At 65.5% G+C, this 18,875-nt stretch carries 29 protein-coding genes; all 29 read right to left on the bottom strand.

Going from position 1 to position 18,875, the window contains the following annotated elements:
- Positions 1 to 187: 187 nt before the first annotated feature.
- Positions 188 to 1,024: a type I methionyl aminopeptidase gene (gene map / locus SNA_RS37425; RefSeq protein ID WP_030062883.1), complete on the bottom strand. Its 837-nt coding sequence runs from the start codon at positions 1,022 to 1,024 to the stop codon at positions 188 to 190.
- Positions 1,025 to 1,145: 121 nt separating this feature from the next.
- On the bottom strand, positions 1,146 to 1,802 hold the full coding sequence (locus SNA_RS37420; protein ID WP_030062884.1) for an adenylate kinase: 657 nt from the start codon (positions 1,800 to 1,802) through the stop codon (positions 1,146 to 1,148).
- A complete protein-coding gene (gene secY / locus SNA_RS37415; RefSeq protein WP_030062885.1) occupies positions 1,802 to 3,115 on the bottom strand; it encodes a preprotein translocase subunit SecY in 1,314 nt (437 codons plus the stop codon). The genes SNA_RS37420 and secY overlap by 1 nt, the downstream gene beginning before the upstream one ends.
- A 227-nt stretch (positions 3,116 to 3,342) precedes the next feature.
- Positions 3,343 to 3,798, bottom strand: coding sequence for a 50S ribosomal protein L15 (gene rplO, locus SNA_RS37410; RefSeq protein WP_030062886.1), 456 nt, complete (start codon positions 3,796 to 3,798; stop codon positions 3,343 to 3,345).
- A 1-nt stretch (position 3,799) separates the two neighbouring features.
- Positions 3,800 to 3,982, bottom strand: coding sequence for a 50S ribosomal protein L30 (gene rpmD, locus SNA_RS37405; protein ID WP_030062887.1), 183 nt, complete (start codon positions 3,980 to 3,982; stop codon positions 3,800 to 3,802).
- A complete protein-coding gene (gene rpsE, locus SNA_RS37400) occupies positions 3,982 to 4,584 on the bottom strand; it encodes a 30S ribosomal protein S5 (protein ID WP_006604888.1) in 603 nt (200 codons plus the stop codon). The genes rpmD and rpsE overlap by 1 nt, the downstream gene beginning before the upstream one ends.
- A gap of 46 nt (positions 4,585 to 4,630) precedes the next feature.
- Complete coding sequence (gene rplR, locus SNA_RS37395; RefSeq protein ID WP_030062888.1) at positions 4,631 to 5,014, bottom strand: 50S ribosomal protein L18; 384 nt, start codon at positions 5,012 to 5,014, stop codon at positions 4,631 to 4,633.
- Positions 5,015 to 5,017: 3 nt separating this feature from the next.
- Positions 5,018 to 5,557: a 50S ribosomal protein L6 gene (rplF, locus tag SNA_RS37390; RefSeq protein ID WP_030062889.1), complete on the bottom strand. Its 540-nt coding sequence runs from the start codon at positions 5,555 to 5,557 to the stop codon at positions 5,018 to 5,020.
- 22 nt (positions 5,558 to 5,579) lie between these two features.
- Positions 5,580 to 5,978 (bottom strand): 30S ribosomal protein S8, encoded by a 399-nt coding sequence (rpsH, locus tag SNA_RS37385; RefSeq protein WP_030062890.1) that lies wholly within the window; start codon positions 5,976 to 5,978, stop codon positions 5,580 to 5,582.
- Between the two features lie 238 nt (positions 5,979 to 6,216).
- The gene (locus SNA_RS37380; RefSeq protein WP_003956452.1) at positions 6,217 to 6,402 is read right to left on the bottom strand and encodes a type Z 30S ribosomal protein S14; all 186 of its coding nucleotides are present in this window, start codon (positions 6,400 to 6,402) and stop codon (positions 6,217 to 6,219) included.
- A 5-nt stretch (positions 6,403 to 6,407) separates the two neighbouring features.
- On the bottom strand, positions 6,408 to 6,968 hold the full coding sequence (gene rplE, locus SNA_RS37375) for a 50S ribosomal protein L5 (RefSeq protein WP_030062891.1): 561 nt from the start codon (positions 6,966 to 6,968) through the stop codon (positions 6,408 to 6,410).
- Positions 6,968 to 7,291, bottom strand: a complete 324-nt coding sequence (gene rplX / locus SNA_RS37370; protein ID WP_030062892.1) for a 50S ribosomal protein L24 — start codon at positions 7,289 to 7,291, stop codon at positions 6,968 to 6,970. Before rplX ends, rplE begins: the two co-directional genes overlap by 1 nt.
- Positions 7,292 to 7,294: 3 nt before the next feature.
- Positions 7,295 to 7,663 carry a 50S ribosomal protein L14 gene (gene rplN, locus SNA_RS37365; protein ID WP_003998823.1) on the bottom strand — a complete coding sequence of 123 codons (369 nt, stop codon included), beginning with the start codon at positions 7,661 to 7,663 and terminating at the stop codon, positions 7,295 to 7,297.
- 99 nt (positions 7,664 to 7,762) lie between these two features.
- On the bottom strand, positions 7,763 to 8,044 hold the full coding sequence (gene rpsQ / locus SNA_RS37360; RefSeq protein WP_006604882.1) for a 30S ribosomal protein S17: 282 nt from the start codon (positions 8,042 to 8,044) through the stop codon (positions 7,763 to 7,765).
- A complete protein-coding gene (rpmC, locus tag SNA_RS37355) occupies positions 8,044 to 8,268 on the bottom strand; it encodes a 50S ribosomal protein L29 (RefSeq protein WP_030062893.1) in 225 nt (74 codons plus the stop codon). Before rpmC ends, rpsQ begins: the two co-directional genes overlap by 1 nt.
- Positions 8,268 to 8,687, bottom strand: coding sequence for a 50S ribosomal protein L16 (rplP, locus tag SNA_RS37350; RefSeq protein WP_004571829.1), 420 nt, complete (start codon positions 8,685 to 8,687; stop codon positions 8,268 to 8,270). Before rplP ends, rpmC begins: the two co-directional genes overlap by 1 nt.
- A 5-nt stretch (positions 8,688 to 8,692) precedes the next feature.
- Positions 8,693 to 9,511, bottom strand: a complete 819-nt coding sequence (rpsC, locus tag SNA_RS37345) for a 30S ribosomal protein S3 (RefSeq protein ID WP_044368795.1) — start codon at positions 9,509 to 9,511, stop codon at positions 8,693 to 8,695.
- On the bottom strand, positions 9,511 to 9,858 hold the full coding sequence (gene rplV / locus SNA_RS37340; protein WP_004571827.1) for a 50S ribosomal protein L22: 348 nt from the start codon (positions 9,856 to 9,858) through the stop codon (positions 9,511 to 9,513). The genes rpsC and rplV overlap by 1 nt, the downstream gene beginning before the upstream one ends.
- 43 nt (positions 9,859 to 9,901) lie before the next feature.
- Positions 9,902 to 10,183, bottom strand: a complete 282-nt coding sequence (gene rpsS, locus SNA_RS37335; RefSeq protein ID WP_018090899.1) for a 30S ribosomal protein S19 — start codon at positions 10,181 to 10,183, stop codon at positions 9,902 to 9,904.
- Positions 10,184 to 10,195: 12 nt separating this feature from the next.
- The gene (gene rplB, locus SNA_RS37330) at positions 10,196 to 11,032 is read right to left on the bottom strand and encodes a 50S ribosomal protein L2 (RefSeq protein WP_006604876.1); all 837 of its coding nucleotides are present in this window, start codon (positions 11,030 to 11,032) and stop codon (positions 10,196 to 10,198) included.
- A gap of 40 nt (positions 11,033 to 11,072) precedes the next feature.
- Positions 11,073 to 11,396, bottom strand: coding sequence for a 50S ribosomal protein L23 (gene rplW, locus SNA_RS37325; protein WP_030062894.1), 324 nt, complete (start codon positions 11,394 to 11,396; stop codon positions 11,073 to 11,075).
- A complete protein-coding gene (gene rplD / locus SNA_RS37320; protein WP_030062895.1) occupies positions 11,396 to 12,052 on the bottom strand; it encodes a 50S ribosomal protein L4 in 657 nt (218 codons plus the stop codon). The genes rplW and rplD overlap by 1 nt, the downstream gene beginning before the upstream one ends.
- Before the next feature lie 8 nt (positions 12,053 to 12,060).
- Positions 12,061 to 12,705, bottom strand: coding sequence for a 50S ribosomal protein L3 (gene rplC / locus SNA_RS37315; RefSeq protein ID WP_030062896.1), 645 nt, complete (start codon positions 12,703 to 12,705; stop codon positions 12,061 to 12,063).
- Between the two features lie 18 nt (positions 12,706 to 12,723).
- Positions 12,724 to 13,032 (bottom strand): 30S ribosomal protein S10, encoded by a 309-nt coding sequence (rpsJ, locus tag SNA_RS37310; protein WP_004571821.1) that lies wholly within the window; start codon positions 13,030 to 13,032, stop codon positions 12,724 to 12,726.
- A 420-nt stretch (positions 13,033 to 13,452) separates the two neighbouring features.
- Positions 13,453 to 14,646 carry an elongation factor Tu gene (gene tuf / locus SNA_RS37305; protein ID WP_030062897.1) on the bottom strand — a complete coding sequence of 398 codons (1,194 nt, stop codon included), beginning with the start codon at positions 14,644 to 14,646 and terminating at the stop codon, positions 13,453 to 13,455.
- 158 nt (positions 14,647 to 14,804) lie between these two features.
- On the bottom strand, positions 14,805 to 16,925 hold the full coding sequence (fusA, locus tag SNA_RS37300) for an elongation factor G (protein WP_030062898.1): 2,121 nt from the start codon (positions 16,923 to 16,925) through the stop codon (positions 14,805 to 14,807).
- 39 nt (positions 16,926 to 16,964) lie between these two features.
- On the bottom strand, positions 16,965 to 17,435 hold the full coding sequence (gene rpsG / locus SNA_RS37295) for a 30S ribosomal protein S7 (protein WP_004571813.1): 471 nt from the start codon (positions 17,433 to 17,435) through the stop codon (positions 16,965 to 16,967).
- Positions 17,436 to 17,437: 2 nt separating this feature from the next.
- Positions 17,438 to 17,809 carry a 30S ribosomal protein S12 gene (gene rpsL, locus SNA_RS37290; protein ID WP_030062899.1) on the bottom strand — a complete coding sequence of 124 codons (372 nt, stop codon included), beginning with the start codon at positions 17,807 to 17,809 and terminating at the stop codon, positions 17,438 to 17,440.
- 377 nt (positions 17,810 to 18,186) lie between these two features.
- Entirely contained in the window at positions 18,187 to 18,684 is a 498-nt protein-coding gene (locus SNA_RS37285; RefSeq protein WP_030062900.1) for a DUF1707 and DUF4190 domain-containing protein, read from the bottom strand.
- Positions 18,685 to 18,875 lie beyond the last annotated feature (191 nt).

The raw sequence follows: 18,875 nt of genomic DNA, 5'->3' as shown, positions 1-18,875 counted from the left end.
CGAATCGGCTACCTTGATCGACTCTCGTAATGTCCGTGACACCTTTCAACGATGTCTCCTACCTTGAAGGCAGGCATACGGATGCACGAGAGCCGACGCGTCAGTCTACGTCAGTGCCTGTGAAAAGACGAATCCAGGATTATTGCCCATCGGCGGTGATCCTTACGCCGCAAGGGCTCCATCCGGCTCAGGCCAGAGGGTCCGGCGCCGCCGTGATCCCCATCTCCGCCAGCTTGGCCTTGCCGCCGTCGGGGGCGGTCAGCACCAGCGGACCGTCCTCGGTCAGCGCGACGGAGTGCTCCCAGTGCGAGGACCAGCTGCCGTCGTTGGTCTTGACCGTCCAGTCGTCCTCGAGGACATGCGTTTTGGCCGTGCCGAGATTGACCATCGGCTCGATCGCGATGCAGAAGCCGGGCACCAGCTTGGGGCCGCGGCCGCGCTTGCGCTCGACGTAGTTCAGCAGATGCGGGTCCATGTGCATCTGCGAGCCGATGCCGTGGCCGCCGTAGTCCTCGACGATGCCGTACTTCCCGCTGGAGGGGCGCGGCTGGCGGCGGATGTAACCCTCGATCGCCTTGGAGATGTCGACGAGGCGATTGCCCTTGGTGACGGCCGCGATCCCCGCCCACATGGACTCCTCGGTCACCCGGCTGAGCTCGACCAGCTCCGCGGAGTGCCCGGAGCCGACGAAGGCGGTGTAGGCCGCGTCGCCGTGCCAGCCGTCGATGATCGCGCCGCAGTCGATGGAGATGATGTCGCCGTCCGCCAGGACGGTCTCGGTGTCGGGGATGCCGTGGACCACGACGTCGTTCACCGAGGTGCAGATCGTCGCGGGGAATCCGCCGTACCCGAGGAAGTTCGACTTCGCCCCGTGCTCGGCCAGCACCTTGCGCGACGCATCGTCCAGATCCTTGGTCGTGGCCCCCGGCACCGCGACCTGGCGGGTCGCCGCGTGAATGGCCGCGACCACCAGCCCCGCCTCGCGCATCTTCGCGATCTGCGCGGGGTTCTTGATCTCCAGCATTACGGCAACGCCTTCCTGAGCCGATGACAAAGCTTGTCCGGCCACCGTCGCGACCGCCCCATACACGATACGGCCGCGGTACCCGTCGGGGCACCGCGGCCGTATTCGGACCGTCTGTCTGCTACTCGCTCAGGGCCTTGAGCGCGGCCATCGCGCGCTCGGTGACCTCGGAGACCTTGCCGAGCGCCGGGATCGTGACGACCAGATCCTGGGCCTTGTAGTAGTCGATGATCGGCTCGGTCTGCGTGTGGTAGACCTCGAGCCGCTTGCGGACGGTGTCCTCGCTGTCGTCGTCGCGCTGGTACAGCTCGCCGCCGCAGACGTCACAGACGCCCTCGGCCTTGGGCTTGTTGTACTCCGCGTGGAAGACGTGGCTGCTGTCCTTGCGGCAGATCCGCCGGCCGGCGATCCGCTTGACGACCTCGTCCTCGGGGACCTCCAGGTCCAGCACCGCGTCCAGCTTGAGGTCGTGGCCCTTGAGGTAGTCGTCCAGCGATTCGGCCTGGCCGATGTTGCGCGGGAAGCCGTCGAGCAGGAAGCCGTTGGCCGCGTCGGCGTGGCCCATACGGTCCTCGGCCATGGCGATGGTCACCGAGTCCGGTACGAGCTGTCCCGCGTCCATGTAGGACTTGGCCTCGCGCCCCAGAGCCGTGCTCTGACTGATGTTCGCGCGGAACAGGTCCCCCGTGGAGATGTGCGGGATCGCGAGGTTCTTGGCAAGGTACGCGGCCTGCGTACCCTTACCGGCCCCCGGAGGTCCGACGAGGACGATTCGCATCAGCGGAGGAACCCTTCGTAATTGCGCTGCTGAAGCTGACTCTCGATCTGCTTCACGGTTTCCAGACCCACACCCACGATGATGAGGATGCTCGTCCCGCCGAACGGGAAGTTCTGGTTCGCGTTGAACAGCACCAACGCCACTGTTGGTACGAGTGCGATCAGCCCCAGGTACAGCGAGCCCGGCCACGTGATCCGGTTGAGCACGTAGCTGAGGTACTCAGCCGTCGGGCGACCAGCCCGGATACCCGGGATGAAGCCACCATACTTCTTCATGTTGTCCGCAACTTCTTCGGGGTTGAAGCTGATGGCGACGTAGAAGAAGGCGAAAAACACGATCAGCAGGAAGTACGTAACGATGTAAACCGGGTGATTTCCCTTGGTGAAGTTGGTGGCAATCCACGTCGCCCACGCCGCCTTCGACCCGCTGAACTGAGCGATCAGGGCCGGAATGTAGAGCAGCGATGACGCGAAGATGACGGGAATCACACCCGCCTGATTCACCTTCAGCGGGATGTACGTGGACGTACCGCCATAGGACCGGCGCCCGATCATCCGCTTCGCGTACTGCACCGGAATGCGCCGTTGCGCCTGCTCGACGAAGACCACCAGGGCGACCATCGCCAGACCCACCGCGATCACACCGAAGAACTCGATCCAGCCGTCGGCCAGCTTGCCGGTGAGCTTGATCTGCCACAACGCGCCCGGGAAGCCGGCGGCGATCGAGATGAACATCAGGATCGACATGCCGTTGCCGATACCGCGGTCGGTGACCAGCTCACCGAGCCACATGATCAGGCCCGTACCGGCGGTCATCGTGATCACCATCGTGATGGTGGTGAAGATGGAGTCGTTGGGCACGATCTCGGTGGAGACCGGGCAGTTCCGGAAGAGCGCACCGCTGCGGGCGGTGGCCACCAGGCCGGTGCCCTGCATGATGGCGAGCGCCACCGTCAGATACCGGGTGTACTGGGTGATCTTCGCCTGGCCGGACTGCCCCTCTTTCTTCAGGGCCTCCAGGCGGGGGATCACCACGGTCAGCAGCTGGAGGATGATGCTCGCCGTGATGTACGGCATGATCCCCAGCGCGAAGATCGTGATCTGGAGCAGCGCACCACCGCTGAACATGTTCACCAGGGCGAACAACCCGCTGTTTCCGCCGGCCTGCTTCATGCAGGTCTCGACGTTCGCGTAGTTCACCCCGGGGACCGGGACATGTGCGCCGATCCGGTAGAGCACGACGATGCCCAATGTGAACAGCAGCTTCTTGCGCAGGTCGGGCGTCTTGAACGCTCGGGCGAACGCGGTGAGCACGGTGCCTCCTGCGCCTCCCGCCTCATGTGCGAGAGGTGACGGTCTTGAGGATCGACGGATACTTGGCGGCCAGTACCGCACCGGACGGGCCGGTGCGGCGGGGGTCCGGGACATAGCCCCGGAAAACAACAGTGCCTGCCACCTTACCGGCGACCGTACCCCCCGTGGAACGACCAACCGGGGATGCCCCAATCAATGGGCATCCCCGGTCAGTTGAACCAACGAACTCAGATGAGCTCGGTGACGGTGCCGCCGGCGGCGGCGATCTTCTCCTTGGCGGAGCCGGAAACGGCGTCAACCGAAACCTGCAGCGCCACGGAGATCTCGCCCTGGCCCAGGACCTTGACGAGCTCGTTCTTGCGCACCGCGCCCTTGGCAACCAGGTCGGCCACCGTGACCTCGCCACCCTGCGGGTAGAGCTCGGCCAGCTTGGCCAGGTTCACGACCTGGAACTGCTTGTGGGCGGGGTTCTTGAAGCCCTTCAGCTTCGGGAGGCGCATGTGGAGGGGCATCTGCCCACCCTCGAAGCGCTCCGGAACCTGGTAACGGGCCTTCGTGCCCTTGGTACCACGACCAGCGGTCTTACCCTTGGACGCCTCACCACGACCCACACGGGTCTTGGCGGTCTTGGCGCCCGGGGCAGGACGGAGGTTGTGGACCTTCAGCGGGTTCTGCTCCGCCATGTCAGTCGACCTCCTCAACCGTCACGAGGTGGCGGACGGTGTGCACCATGCCGCGGAACTCGGGGCGGTCCTCCTTGACAACCACGTCGTGGAGCCGCTTGAGGCCCAGCGAACGAAGGGTGTCGCGGTGGTTCTGCTTGCTACCGATGTAGGACTTCGTCTGCGTGATCTTGAGGTGCGCCATTACGCGGTCACCCCAGCACGCGCCCGCAGCAGAGCGGCGGGAGCAACGTCCTCCAGCGGCAGGCCACGACGGGCCGCGATCTCCTCGGGGCGCTGAAGGCCCTGAAGCGCGGTCACCGTGGCGTGCACGATGTTGATCGGGTTCGACGAACCGAGCGACTTGCTCAGCACGTCGTGGATGCCCGCGCACTCCAGGACGGCGCGCACCGGGCCACCGGCGATCACACCGGTACCGGGGGAAGCCGGCTTGAGCAGGACGACGCCCGCAGCCTTCTCGCCCTGGATGGGGTGCGGGATGGTGCCCTGGATACGGGGGACCTTGAAGAAGTTCTTCTTGGCCTCTTCCACGCCCTTGGCGATGGCAGCCGGAACTTCCTTGGCCTTGCCGTAACCGACACCTACGGTGCCGTCACCGTCGCCCACCACGACCAGCGCGGTGAAGCTGAAACGGCGACCACCCTTGACAACCTTGGCGACGCGGTTGATCGCGACAACGCGCTCAACGTAGGCGGTCTTCTCGGCGGCAGCGCCACCGTCGCGACCCTTCCGGTCCCGCCGCTCGCCGCCACCGGCACCGCTTCCGCGGCGCTGGGGTCCAGCCATTGGATTTACCTCTCTCTGTTACGTCCGCTAGCTCCGGAACCGGGGCTTAGAACTTCAGCCCGGCCTCGCGGGCGGCGTCGGCCAGAGCGGCAATCCGCCCGGCGTACTGCTTGCCACCACGGTCGAACACGACGGCCTCGACACCGGCGGCCTTGGCACGCTCGGCAACCAGGGCGCCAACCTTCTGGGCCTGGGCGCTCTTGTCGCCCTCGCCGCCACGGATCGACGCGTCCAGGGTCGACGCCGAGGCCAGCGTGTGGCCCGCGATGTCGTCGATGACCTGGGCGACGATGCCGCGGTTGGACCGCGTCACAACCAGGCGCGGACGCTCCGCCGTACCCGAAATCCGCTTACGGATGCGGATGTGGCGACGCTTCGCGGCAGCGCGCTTGTAGGCGTCGCCCTTAGCGATCTTCACACCGTATGCCATGGCTTACTTACCAGCCTTTCCGACCTTGCGGCGGATGACCTCGCCGGCGTACTTGACGCCCTTGGCCTTGTACGGGTCAGGCTTGCGCAGCTTGCGGATGTTCGCCGCAACCTCGCCGACCTTCTGCTTGTCGATGCCCTCGACGCTGAGCTTGGTCGGGGACTCGACCTTGAAGGAGATGCCCTCAGGAGCCTCGACGACGATGGGGTGGCTGTAGCCCAGCGCGAACTCCAGGTTGGAGCCCTTCGCCTGGACGCGGTAGCCGACACCGCTGATCTCGAGCGCCTTGCTGTAGCCCTGGGTCACGCCGGTGATCATGTTCGCCACCAGCGTGCGGGACAGGCCGTGCAGGGCCTTGTTCTGACGCTCGTCGTTCGGGCGGGTGACGGCGATGACGCCGTCCTCACCCTTGGCGACCTCGATGGGCGCGGCGACGGTGTGCGAAAGGGAGCCCTTGGGACCCTTCACGTTGACCGTGCGGCCCTCGATGGTGACGTCCACACCAGCGGGAACCTGGATGGGCAGCTTGCCAATACGCGACATTAGCTTTTCCTCCGTTCCCTGGTTACCAGACGTAGGCGAGGACTTCCCCACCCACGCCCTTCTTGCTGGCCTGCTGGCCGGTCAGGAGACCGTGGGACGTGGAGATGATCGCCACGCCCAGGCCGCCGAGGACCTTCGGCAGGTTGGTGGACTTTGCGTAGACCCGCAGGCCCGGCTTCGAGATCCGCTTGATGCCGGCGATCGAGCGCTCGCGGTTCGGGCCGAACTTCAGCTCGAGGGTGAGGTTCTTGCCGACCTCGGCGTCCTCGACGTTCCAGCCGGTGATGTAACCCTCCTGCTGGAGGATCTCCGCGATGTGCGACTTGATCTTGCTGTGCGGCATCACGACGGTGTCGTGGTACGCCGAGTTCGCGTTACGCAGACGGGTCAGCATGTCTGCGATGGGATCAGTCATGGTCATGAATTGGCCTTCGGCCTCTCTCGCCGGGGTTTCCTATGTGCGCCATCCCTCTCCCCGATCAGAGTCGGGACGGGTGCGGCGCGGGGACCTACGGCGTAGTAAGCGACGTTTGCGGGCTTGGCCCGCGGTCGGTCTCGGGCGGCGGGGCGCCCAAACCCTTCCACCCTACGGGAAAAAGGGACGGGCGCCCGCCGACCGGGTGCTTACCGAGAGTCTCCAGGGAATCCCAACTGGGGGATTACCAGGAGCTCTTGGTCACGCCCGGCAGCTCGCCACGGTGAGCCATCTCACGAAGGCACACGCGGCACAGGCCGAACTTGCGGTAAACGGAGTGGGGACGGCCGCAGCGCTGGCAGCGGGTGTACGCACGCACACCGAACTTGGGCTTGCGAGCAGCCTTCGCGATCAGAGCCTTCTTCGCCATCTCGCTCACGCCTCCTTGAACGGGAAGCCGAGGTGACGAAGGAGGGCGCGGCCCTCATCGTCGTTGGTCGCCGTGGTGACCACGGTGATGTCCATACCCCGGGTGCGGTCGATCTTGTCCTGGTCGATCTCGTGGAACATGACCTGCTCCGTGAGACCGAAGGTGTAGTTGCCCCGACCGTCGAACTGCTTGGGGGACAGACCACGGAAGTCGCGGATGCGCGGCAGCGCGAGCGACAGCAGGCGGTCCAGGAACTCCCACATGCGGTCACCGCGGAGGGTGACGTGGGCACCGATCGGCTGGCCCTCACGCAGCTTGAACTGCGCGATGGACTTACGGGCCTTGGTGACGGCCGGCTTCTGACCGGTGATCGTGGTGAGGTCCTTGATGGCACCCTCGATCAGCTTGGAGTCGCGGGCGGCGTCGCCCACACCCATGTTGACCACGATCTTGGTCAGGCCGGGGATCTGCATGACGTTCTCGTAGGAGAACTCGTCCTTCAGCTTCCCGGCGATCTCTTCGCGGTAGCGCTGCTTCAGCCGCGGCGCGTTGGTGGTGGCAGTCATCAGATGTCCTCACCGGTCCGCTTGGCAACGCGGATCTTGTTGCCTTCGTCGTCGAAGCGGTACCCGACGCGGGTGACAACCTTGTTGCCGTCCTTCTCCACAACCAGCTGAACGTTGCTGACGTGGATGGGGGCCTCGGTCGTCACGATGCCGCCGGTCTTCGAGCCACGAGCCGTCTGACCGGCCTTGGTGTGCTTCTTGACCCGGTTGACACCCTCGACCAGGACGCGGTCCTCGCGGGGGAAGGCCTGGATGACCTTGCCCTGCTTGCCCTTGTCCTTACCGGTGATGACCTGGACCAGGTCGCCCTTCTTGATCTTCATCGGTTACAGCACCTCCGGCGCGAGGGAGATGATCTTCATGAACTTCTTCTCGCGCAGCTCACGGCCCACGGGGCCGAAGATACGGGTGCCGCGGGGGTCGCCATCGTTCTTGAGGATGACGGCCGCGTTCTCATCGAAGCGGATGTACGAGCCGTCGGGACGGCGGCGCTCCTTGACGGTGCGAACGATGACGGCCTTGACGACGTCACCCTTCTTCACGTTGCCACCGGGGATCGCGTCCTTCACGGTGGCGACAATGACGTCACCGATGCCCGCGTAGCGGCGACCGGAACCACCGAGAACACGGATGCAAAGGATCTCCTTCGCACCAGTGTTGTCGGCGACACGCAGTCGCGACTCCTGCTGGATCACGTCTATCTCCTGAATGTCTGCCGGTTCCCGGCAGGTGTTTCACGTGAAACACCTGCCGAGCCTGGCGGAACTGTTCCTAGGGGGTCCCCCTAGGAGGGATTACTTGGCCTTCTCGAGGATCTCGACGATGCGCCAGCGCTTGGTGGCGGACAGCGGCCGGGTCTCCATCAGGAGGACGCGGTCGCCGACACCGGCAGCGTTCTGCTCGTCGTGCGCCTTGAGCTTGTTGGTACGGCGGATGACCTTGCCGTACAGCGCGTGCTTGACACGGTCCTCGACAGCGACGACGACGGTCTTGTCCATCTTGTCGCTGACGACGAGACCCTCACGGGTCTTGCGGAAACCGCGCTCGTTCGTCTCAGTCACATTCTTCTCGCTCATCAGGCGCTCTCCACCGTCTCGATGCCCAGCTCACGCTCACGCATCAGGGTGTAGATCCGGGCGATGTCCTTGCGGACGGCCTTCAGCCGGCCGTGGTTCTCGAGCTGTCCGGTCGCCGCCTGGAAGCGGAGGTTGAACAGCTCTTCCTTGGCCTCACGGAGCTTGGCGACGAGGTCCTCGTCGTTCAGCTCGCGCAGCTCGGACGCCTTGGTAACGGCCGACATCACGATTCACCTGCCTCGCGCCGAACGATGCGGCACTTCATCGGAAGCTTGTGGGCGGCGCGGGTCAGCGCCTCCTTAGCAACCTTCTCGTTCGGGAAGGACAGCTCGAACATCACCCGACCGGGCTTGACGTTCGCGACCCACCACTCCGGAGAACCCTTACCGGAACCCATGCGGGTCTCGGCAGGCTTCTTCGTCAGCGGGCGGTCCGGGTAAATGTTGATCCAGACCTTGCCGCCACGCTTGATGTGACGGGTCATGGCAATACGAGCGGACTCGATCTGCCGGTTCGTCACGTAGGCCGGGGTGACGGCCTGGATTCCGTACTCACCGAAGGCCAGCTCGGTGCCACCCTTGGCCATGCCGTTGCGCTTCGGGTGGTGCTGCTTGCGGTGCTTGACCCTGCGAGGGATCAGCATGTCGGTCAGGCCTCCGTTCCGGGGGTCTCCGCCGGAGCAGCGGCAGCGGCCTCGGCCTTGGGGGCCTCGGCTGCGGCGCTCTGCTGCGGCTTGCGGCCGCGGCCGCCACGCTCGCCACCGCGACGGGGGCGCTCGTTGCCACCACGGGCCGGGCGGTTACCCGCACGGGCCGCGGCGTTCTCCGCGCGCACCTCGGCGATGTTCTTGACGTCGCCCTTGTAGATCCAGACCTTCACGCCGATGCGACCGAAGGTGGTCTTGGCCTCGAAGAAGCCGTAGTCGACGTTCGCGCGGAGCGTGTGCAGGGGCACACGGCCCTCGCGGTAGAACTCCGAGCGGGACATCTCGGCGCCGCCGAGACGGCCACCGCACTGGATCTTGATGCCCTTGGCGCCGGCCTTCATCGTCGACTGCATGCTCTTACGCATGGCGCGACGGAAGGAGACGCGGGAGGACAGCTGCTCGGCGACGGCCTGGGCGACCAGCTGAGCATCGGTCTCGGGGTTCTTGACCTCGAGGATGTTCAGCTGAACCTGCTTGCCGGTCAGCTTCTCCAGCTCGCCGCGGATGCGGTCGGCCTCGGCGCCGCGGCGGCCGATGACGATGCCCGGACGAGCGGTGTGGATGTCAACGCGGACGCGCTCACGGGTGCGCTCGATCTCAACCTTCGAGATACCGGCGCGCTCCATGCCCTTCGTCATCATGCGACGAATGGCGACGTCTTCCTTGACGTAGTCCTTGTACAGCTTGTCGGCGTACCAACGCGACTTGAAGTCGGTGGTGATGCCGAGCCGGAACCCGTGCGGGTTTACCTTCTGGCCCATTACCGGGTTCCTTCCTTGCTGCTGACGACCACGGTGATGTGGCTGGTCCGCTTGCGGATCCGGTAGGCACGGCCCTGAGCACGCGGACGGAACCGCTTCAGGGTCGGGCCCTCGTCGACGTACGCCTCGCTGATAACCAGCGAGGAGGCGTCCGTGTGGTCGTAGTTGTGCGCGGCGTTGGCAATGGCGCTGTCCAGCACCTTGCCAACCGGCACGCTCGCGGCCTGCGGGGCGAAACGCAGGACCGCCTGAGCCTCCGTGGCATCCATGCCACGGATAAGGTCCACCACGCGGCGGGCCTTCATGGGCGTGACGCGGATGTACCGCGCCTGGGCCCTGGCTTCCATGGTTGTCCCTTCGGTGTCAGTCATAGTCTTCGCACTCCGCCGATCAACGACGCCGCGACTTGCGGTCGTCCTTCTCGTGGCCGCGGAAGGTGCGGGTCGGCGCAAACTCGCCGAGCTTGTGGCCGACCATCGACTCGGTGACGAACACCGGGACGTGCTTGCGGCCGTCGTGCACCGCGATCGTGTGGCCGAGCATGGCCGGGACGATCATGGAGCGGCGGGACCAGGTCTTGATGACGTTCTTGGTGCCTGCATCGTTCTGAACGTCCACCTTCTTGGAAAGGTGGTCGTCGACGAAGGGCCCCTTCTTGAGACTGCGCGGCATCTAAACCCGCTCCTAGCGCTTCTTGTTCGTCTTGCGGCGGCGGACGATGTACTTGTTGCTTGCCTTCTTCGGCGAGCGAGTACGACCCTCCTTCTGGCCCCAGGGCGAGACCGGGTGGCGACCACCGGAGGTCTTGCCCTCACCACCACCGTGCGGGTGGTCGACCGGGTTCATCACGACACCACGCACGGTCGGGCGGACGCCCTTCCAGCGCATACGGCCGGCCTTGCCCCAGTTGATGTTCGACTGCTCGGCGTTGCCGACCTCGCCAACAGTGGCGCGGCAGCGGACGTCGACCAGGCGGATCTCACCGGACGGCATACGAAGGTGGGCCATTGCGCCCTCCTTCGCCAGCAGCTGCACGGAGGCACCGGCCGAGCGGGCGAACTTCGCACCGCCGCCCGGACGCAGCTCGATCGCGTGGATCGTCGTACCCACGGGGATGTGGCGCAGCGGCAGGTTGTTGCCCGGCTTGATGTCGGCGCCAGGGCCGTTCTCAATCCGAGCACCCTGGGCCAGGCCGCGGGGCGCGATGATGTAGCGCTTCTCACCGTCTGCGTAGTGCAGCAGCGCGATGCGCGCGGTGCGGTTCGGGTCGTACTCGATGTGCGCGACCTTGGCCGGCACGCCGTCCTTGTCGTGACGACGGAAGTCGATCACTCGGTAGGCGCGCTTGTGGCCACCGCCCTGGTGGCGAACGGTCACACGACCGGCGTTGTTACGGCCGCCCTTGCTGTGCAGCGGGCGGACCAGCGACTTCTCCGGCGTGGACCGCGTGATCTCGACAAAGTCGGCGACGCTGGAGCCACGACGGCCCGGGGTCGTCGGCTTGTACTTGCGGATACCCATTTCTCAGTCCTCGTCCGATTTCGGACGATCCGGACCGCCCTTAGGCGGTCGGACCGCCGAAGATGTCGATACGGTCGCCCTCGGCGAGGGTCACGATGGCACGCTTGGTGTTCGCGCGCTTACCGAAACCGGTGCGGGTGCGCTTGCGCTTGCCCTGCCGGTTGATCGTGTTGACCCCGGTGACCTTGACCGAGAAGACCGCCTCGACGGCCTGCTTGATCTGGGTCTTGTTGGCGCGCGGGTCGACGATGAACGTGTACTTGTTCTCGTCCAGCAGCGCGTAGCTCTTCTCGGACACGACGGGCTTCTTCAGCACGTCACGGGGGTCCGTGAAGGTCTTGCTGGTGACGACGGCCTCAGTCATCAGGCGTCGCTCCCTTCGGTCTCAGCGTTGGCCTTGGGGCCAGACACGAAGGACTCGAAGGCGGCCTTGGTGAAGACCACGTCGTCGGAGACGAGCACGTCGTACGTGTTCAGCTGGCCCGGCTCCAGGATGTGAACCTGGGGCAGGTTGCGGGCGGAGAGCCACGCGGCCTCGTCGGCGCGGTCGACGACCAGGAGCAGGTTCTTGCGCTCCGAGATCTTGCCGAACAGCGTCTTGGCGGCCTTGGTGGACACCGCGCCCTCCACCACGCCGGAAACGACGTGGATGCGGCTGTTGCGGGCCCGGTCGGTGAGGGCGTGGCGCAGGGCCGCGGCCTTCATCTTCTTCGGGGTCCGCTGCGAGTAGTCACGCGGCACGGGGCCGTGGACGACGCCACCGCCGGCGAACTGCGGCGCACGGGTCGAACCCTGGCGCGCGCGGCCGGTGCCCTTCTGGCGGTAAGGCTTCTTGCCACCGCCGCGGACCTCGCCGCGAGTCTTGGTCTTGTGCGTGCCCTGACGGGCAGCGGCCAGCTGTGCGACAACGACCTGGTGGATCAGCGGGATGCTGATCTTCTCGACGTCGAAGATCTCCGTGGGGAGCTCGACGGTCCCGGCCTTGTCGCCTGCCGGCGAAAGGATGTCAATGGTGCTCATCGGTTACCTCAGGCCCCCTTGGCCGCGGTACGGACCAGGACGAGGCCGCCGTTCGGACCAGGAACTGCGCCCTTGATGAGCAGCAGACCCTTCTCCGCGTCAACGGCGTGGACGGTCAGGTTCTGGGTGGTGACCCGCTCATTGCCCATACGGCCGGCCATCCGCATGCCCTTGAACACGCGGCCCGGGGTGGCGCAGCCACCGATGGAGCCAGGCTTGCGGTGCACGCGGTGGGCACCGTGCGAGGCCTTGCCGCCGTGGAAGCCATGACGCTTCATGACACCGGCGAAGCCCTTGCCCTTGCTCTTGCCGGTCACGTCCACCTTGACGCCGGACTCGAAGGTCTCGGCGGTCAGCTCCTGGCCGAGGGAGTACTCGCTGGCGTCAGCGGTACGGACCTCGACGAGGTGACGACGGGGGGTGACGTCGGCCTTGGCGAAGTGGCCCTTGAGGGGCTTGTTCACCTTGCGCGGGTCGATCTCGCCGAAGGCGATCTGGACGGAGTCGTAACCGTCCTGGTCATTGGTGCGCACCTGGGTAACGACACAGGGCCCGGCCTTGACGACGGTGACCGGAACAACACGGTTGTTCTCGTCCCACACCTGCGTCATGCCGAGCTTCTCGCCCAGGATGCCCTTGATCTGCTTAGCCATCTCTCAGATCACCGGCCTTCAGAGCTTGATCTCGATGTCGACACCGGCCGGGAGGTCGAGTCGCATCAGGGAGTCAACGGTCTTCGGCGTCGGGTCGAGGATGTCGATCAGGCGCTTGTGCGTGCGCATCTCGAAGTGCTCGCGCGAGTCCTTGTACTTGTGCGGCGACTTGATGACGCAGTACACGTTCTTTTCAGTGGGCAGCGGCACCGGGCCCGCGACCGACGCACCAGTGCGGGTCACCGTCTCGACGATCTTCTTCGCCGAAGTGTCGATGACCTCGTGGTCGTAGGCCTTGAGCCGGATGCGGATCTTCTGTCCCGCCATGGCTACTTCGTAGTCCTGTCTCTCGTAACGCTCTGGGACCCGGAAGGTTCGCGTTCTTCTCCGACCCACGCGGTCGGGCGTGTCGCGCCCCTTCTCGTAAATCTCCGCAAAGAGATCCTTCAAGAAGGAGAAAGTGGGGGAAGAACACCCGCCGGGCGCCTGGCCGAGGCACCCCGCTGACGCTTCCCGGAAGATTCCCGTACTTCCGCCCCTGAGAAGGGACGACGAATACCTGGGACTCGCTTCCGGTCCTCCCGGCGGGAGGCGCGCAGCATCGGCACTCAACCGAGCAACCTGGACAGTGTGCCATACCCGGGACGCGTAAGGCCAATCGGGGCCGAACTGTCAAGGAGCCCCGCCCACCTGATGGTGGACGGGGCTCCTTGTTGAGCTACTACCGGGTCTCCCCGATCAACAGAATTACTTGTTGATCTTGGTGACCTGGCCGGCGCCGACGGTCCGGCCACCCTCACGGATGGCGAACTTCAGGCCCTCCTCCATGGCGACCGGCTGGATCAGGCTGACCGACATCTCGGTGTTGTCGCCCGGCATGACCATCTCGGTGCCCTCGGGGAGGGTCACAACACCGGTCACGTCAGTCGTACGGAAGTAGAACTGCGGACGGTAGTTGTTGAAGAACGGCGTGTGGCGGCCACCCTCGTCCTTGGACAGGATGTAGGCCTGCGCCTCGAACTCGGTGTGCGGGGTGACCGAGCCCGGCTTGATGATGACCTGGCCGCGCTCGACGTCCTCGCGCTTGATACCGCGAAGCAGCAGACCGACGTTCTCACCGGCCTGGCCCTCGTCGAGGAGCTTCCGGAACATCTCGATACCGGTGACCGTGGTGGTGGTCTTCTCGGTCTTGATGCCGATGATGTCGACGGTCTCGTTGACCTTGAGGACACCACGCTCGATACGACCGGTGACAACGGTGCCACGGCCGGTGATCGTGAAGACGTCCTCGATCGGCATCAGGAACGGCTTGTCGACGTCACGCTCGGGCTGCGGGATCGACTCGTCGACGGCCTTCATCAGCTCGAGGACGGAGTTGCCCCACTCCTTGTCGCCCTCGAGCGCCTTGAGCGCCGAGACCTTGACGACCGGAACGTCGTCGCCCGGGAACTCGTACTCGGAGAGGAGCTCACGGACCTCGAGCTCGACGAGCTCCAGGATCTCCTCGTCGTCCACCATGTCGGCCTTGTTCAGGGCGACAACGATGTACGGAACGCCGACCTGGCGGGCCAGGAGCACGTGCTCCTTGGTCTGCGGCATCGGGCCGTCGGTGGCGGCGACCACCAGGATGGCGCCGTCCATCTGCGCCGCACCGGTGATCATGTTCTTGATGTAGTCCGCGTGACCGGGGCAGTCGACGTGGGCGTAGTGACGCGACTCGGTCTGGTACTCGACGTGCGCGATGGAGATGGTGATACCGCGCTGGCGCTCCTCAGGAGCCTTGTCGATCTGGTCGAAGGCCGAGGCCTCGTTCAGGTCCGGGTACGCGTCATGCAGCACCTTGGTAATGGCGGCCGTGAGGGTCGTCTTACCGTGGTCAATGTGACCGATGGTGCCGATGTTGACGTGCGGCTTAGTCCGCTCGAACTTCGCCTTCGCCACTGGGGTCCTCCTGTGGAGTGGTTCTGTACGCCTTACTCATCGGCGCCAGGTGATCTTTGCTGGGGTGCCGGCTGACGGGGCAATCCTCACGGATTGCGGGGATTACCCCGTCAGACGGTGTCAAGCCTAAAGCGTGTTCCGGCTCTCGGGAGACGGGACTACTCGCCCTTGGCCTTCGCGATGATCTCCTCGGCGACGTTCCGGGGAACCTCGGCGTAGGAGTCGAACTGCATCGAGTAGCTTGCGCGACCCGACGTCTTGCTGCGGAGGTCTCCGACGTAGCCGAACATCTCCGAAAGGGGAACCAGGCCCGTGACGAGCTTGGCGCCGCTGCGCTCCTCCATGGACTGGATCTGACCACGGCGGGAGTTGATGTCGCCGATCACATCGCCCATGTAGTCCTCGGGCGTGGTGACCTCGACCTTCATCATCGGCTCGAGCAGGGCCGGGGAGGCCTTGCGAGCGGCCTCCTTGAAGGCCATCGAGCCGGCGATCTTGAAGGCCATTTCCGAGGAGTCGACCTCGTGGAAGGCACCGTCGAGAAGGGTGACCTTGACGCCGGTCAGCGGGTAGCCGGCGAGAACGCCGAACTCCATGGCCTCCTGGCAGCCCGCGTCCACGGACGGGATGTACTCCCGCGGGATACGGCCACCGGTGACCTTGTTCTCGAACTCGTACCCGTCGCCCTCGAGAGGCGCGAGCGCGATCTGCACCTTCGCGAACTGACCGGAACCACCGGTCTGCTTCTTGTGCGTGTAGTCCAGACGCTCGACGGCCTTGCGCAGGGTCTCGCGGTAGGCGACCTGCGGCTTGCCGACGTTGGCCTCGACCCGGAACTCACGGCGCATACGGTCGACCAGCACGTCGAGGTGCAGCTCGCCCATACCCGCGATGATGGTCTGGCCGGTCTCCTCGTCGGTGTGCACCTGGAACGAGGGGTCCTCTTCAGCGAGGCGCTGGATCGCGACCGCCAGCTTCTCCTGGTCGCCCTTCGACTTGGGCTCGATGGCGACCTGGATGACCGGGGCCGGGAAGTCCATGGACTCCAGGATCACCGGGTGCGCGGAGTCGCAGAGGGTCTCACCGGTGGTGGTCTGCTTCAGACCCATGACGGCGACGATGTCACCGGCACCCACCGACTCGATCTCCTCACGCTTGTTCGCGTGCATCCGGTAGATCTTGCCGATGCGCTCCTTCTTGCCCTTCACCGAGTTCTGCACCTGCGAGCCGGCCTCAAGGCGGCCCGAGTACACCCGGATGAAGGTGAGCTTGCCCAGGTGGGGGTCGCTCGCAATCTTGAACGCCAGCGCCGACAGCGGCTCTTCCTCGGACGGCTTGCGCGTGACGACCTGCTCCGCGTCGTTGACGGCGTGGCCCTCGATGGCCTCGACGTCCAGCGGGGAGGGCAGGTAGCGCACCACCGCGTCGAGCAGGGGCTGGACGCCCTTGTTCTTGAACGCGGTACCGCAGAAGACCGGGGTGACGGTCGTGGTGTCGGACTTGCCGGAGGCGATGGTGATACGACGGATCGCCTCGTAGAGCTGCTCCTCGGTGGGCTCCTGGCCCTCGAGGTAGAGCTCCATCATGGCTTCGTCGTTCTCCGCGACGGCCTCGAGCAGCTTGCCGCGCCACTCGTCGGCGGCCTCGGTGTGAGTGTCGGGGATGTCGACGGTGTCGTACATCTCACCCTTGGCGGCCTCGGCGGACCACACCAGGGCCTTCATCTTCACGAGGTCGACGACGCCCTTGAAGTCCATCTCGGTGCCGATCGGCAGCTGCATGACCAGCGGCACCGCGCCGAGGCGGTCCGTGATCATGTCGACGCAGCGGTGGAACTCCGCGCCGGTCCGGTCGAGCTTGTTGACGAAGCAGATGCGGGGAACGCCGTAGCGGTCCGCCTGACGCCAAACGGTCTCGGACTGGGGCTCAACACCGGCGACGCCGTCGAACACCGTCACGGCACCGTCGAGCACGCGCAGGGAGCGCTCCACCTCGACGGTGAAGTCGACGTGACCCGGGGTGTCGATGATGTTGATGGTGTGATCGACGTCTTCCAGCGGCCAGTGGCAGGTCGTCGCGGCAGACGTGATCGTGATGCCGCGCTCCTGCTCCTGCTCCATCCAGTCCATCGTGGCAGCGCCGTCGTGGACTTCACCGATCTTGTAAGAGACACCGGTGTAGAACAGGATCCGCTCGGTGGTGGTCGTCTTGCCCGCGTCGATGTGGGCCATGATCCCGATGTTGCGGACCTTGGCCAGGTCAAGCGAAGTGGTGGCCATATCGGCTCAATCTTCTCTCGGTCTCGATGTGGGTTGCGACTACCAGCGGTAGTGCGCGAAGGCCTTGTTGGACTCGGCCATCTTGTGCGTGTCCTCGCGCTTCTTGACCGAAGCGCCGAGGCCGTTGGAGGCGTCGAGCAGTTCGTTCATGAGGCGCTCGGTCATGGTCTTCTCGCGGCGGGCGCGGGAGTAGCCCACGAGCCAGCGGAGCGACAGGGTGGCGGCGCGGCCGGGCTTGACCTCGACCGGAACCTGGTAGGTGGCGCCACCGACACGGCGGGACTTGACCTCAAGGGTCGGCTTGATGTTCTCAAGCGCGCGCTTGAGCGTGATGACCGGGTCGTTACCGGTCTTCTCGCGCAGACCCTCCATGGCGCCGTAAACGATGCGCTCGGCGGTGGAGCGCTTGCCGTTCAGCAGCACCTTGTTGATCAGGGAGGTCACCAGAGGAGAACCGTAGACCGGGTCGATGATGACCGGGCGCTTCGGGGCGGGGCCCTTACGAGGCATTCTTACTTCTCCTTCTTGGCGCCGTAGCGGCTGCGAGCCTGCTTACGGTTCTTGACGCCCTGCGTGTCGAGGGAGCCGCGGATGATCTTGTAGCGAACACCCGGCAGGTCCTTCACACGGCCACCACGCACGAGCACGATCGAGTGCTCCTGCAGGTTGTGCCCCTCACCCGGGACGTAGGCAGTGACCTCGATCCCACTGCTCAGCTTGACTCGCGCAACCTTGCGGAGGGCCGAGTTCGGCTTCTTCGGGGTGGTCGTGAACACACGAGTGCACGTACCACGACGCTGCGGCGAGCCCGCCAGTGCGGGTGTCTTGTTCTTCTCGACCTTGTCCTGGCGGCCCTTTCGGACCAGCTGCTGGATCGTAGGCACCGTTTCTCCGGTTTCTTGTCTCGGTACAACTAACCTGGAACGTCACCGACCCACGCGGTCGGGTGTGTCGAATCCTGTAGACCGGTCCCTCGCAAGCGAGAGAGGCGACAGATTGCGGTGTCGAGACCCGGCTTCCGCGCTCTCGGCACTCCCAGGATGAAACCTGAGGAGGATGCGCGCACGGCAGGCCAGGGACACCCCAGGCACAAGGTCAGAGCGTACCTACCGCATGGGCTACGGTCAAAACAAATGCATACGCGAAGGACACGCCGGACTCGTCACGGCGATGCGGCCACCGTAGTGGCATCGCACGTATTGGGGAAGAAGGCGGAACGCCGTCCGCGGACACCGCCGCCGGCCCGCGGCCGTCACGGCGGTCAGTGCCCCGCGACCCCCATCAGCACCAGCAGCAGCAGGAACAGCGCCCAGCCGCCGATGCCCAGCCAGCCGATCACGATGCCCGCGATCGCCTGACCGTCGCCGCGCTCGCCCGTACGGCGGATCTCGGCGCGCGCCTTGTGGCCGAGAATGACCGCCGGGATCGACGACAGCCCCCAGGTCATCGGCGAAAGAATCCCGCAGACCAGTGCGCCGGTCGCCGAGCTGTTGGTGTGCATCGGCATGGGCATCTGCATCGGCATCTGCACGGGCATCGGCATGAACGTCGGCGGCACCACCGGCCGCGGCTGGAACTGTGCCTGCGGCACCGGCCCCTGCGGCAGATCCGCCACCAGCATCTGGAGCTCGGCATGGGTCTGCGCCTGATACGCCCGGCCCATCCGCTGCTCGTACTCGGCCTGCTGGAGCCGCCCTTCGGCGAATCCGGCCTTGAGCACATCGACCGCACGCTCGCGATCCGCGTGCGAGGCACGCATCGCCGGCATCTGATTCGCCGGCTGGACGGGCTGCCCACCCTGCCACGGCTGGAATGCCACTTCGCGAACCTCCCCCCGCTCGACAGTTCTCCCCATCTTCTCATCACAGACGCAGAGATGGGAGGACAAGTTCCCTCGCCCGGCCGAACGCCCCACACGCCGCAGGGCGGCCACCCCACCGGGGTGACCGC

Source organism: Streptomyces natalensis ATCC 27448 (assembly GCF_000935125.1).
GTDB classification, from domain to species: domain Bacteria; phylum Actinomycetota; class Actinomycetes; order Streptomycetales; family Streptomycetaceae; genus Streptomyces; species Streptomyces natalensis.
Note: the sequence above shows the minus strand (reverse complement) of the source record. Positions and strands in the feature narration are given on the sequence as shown.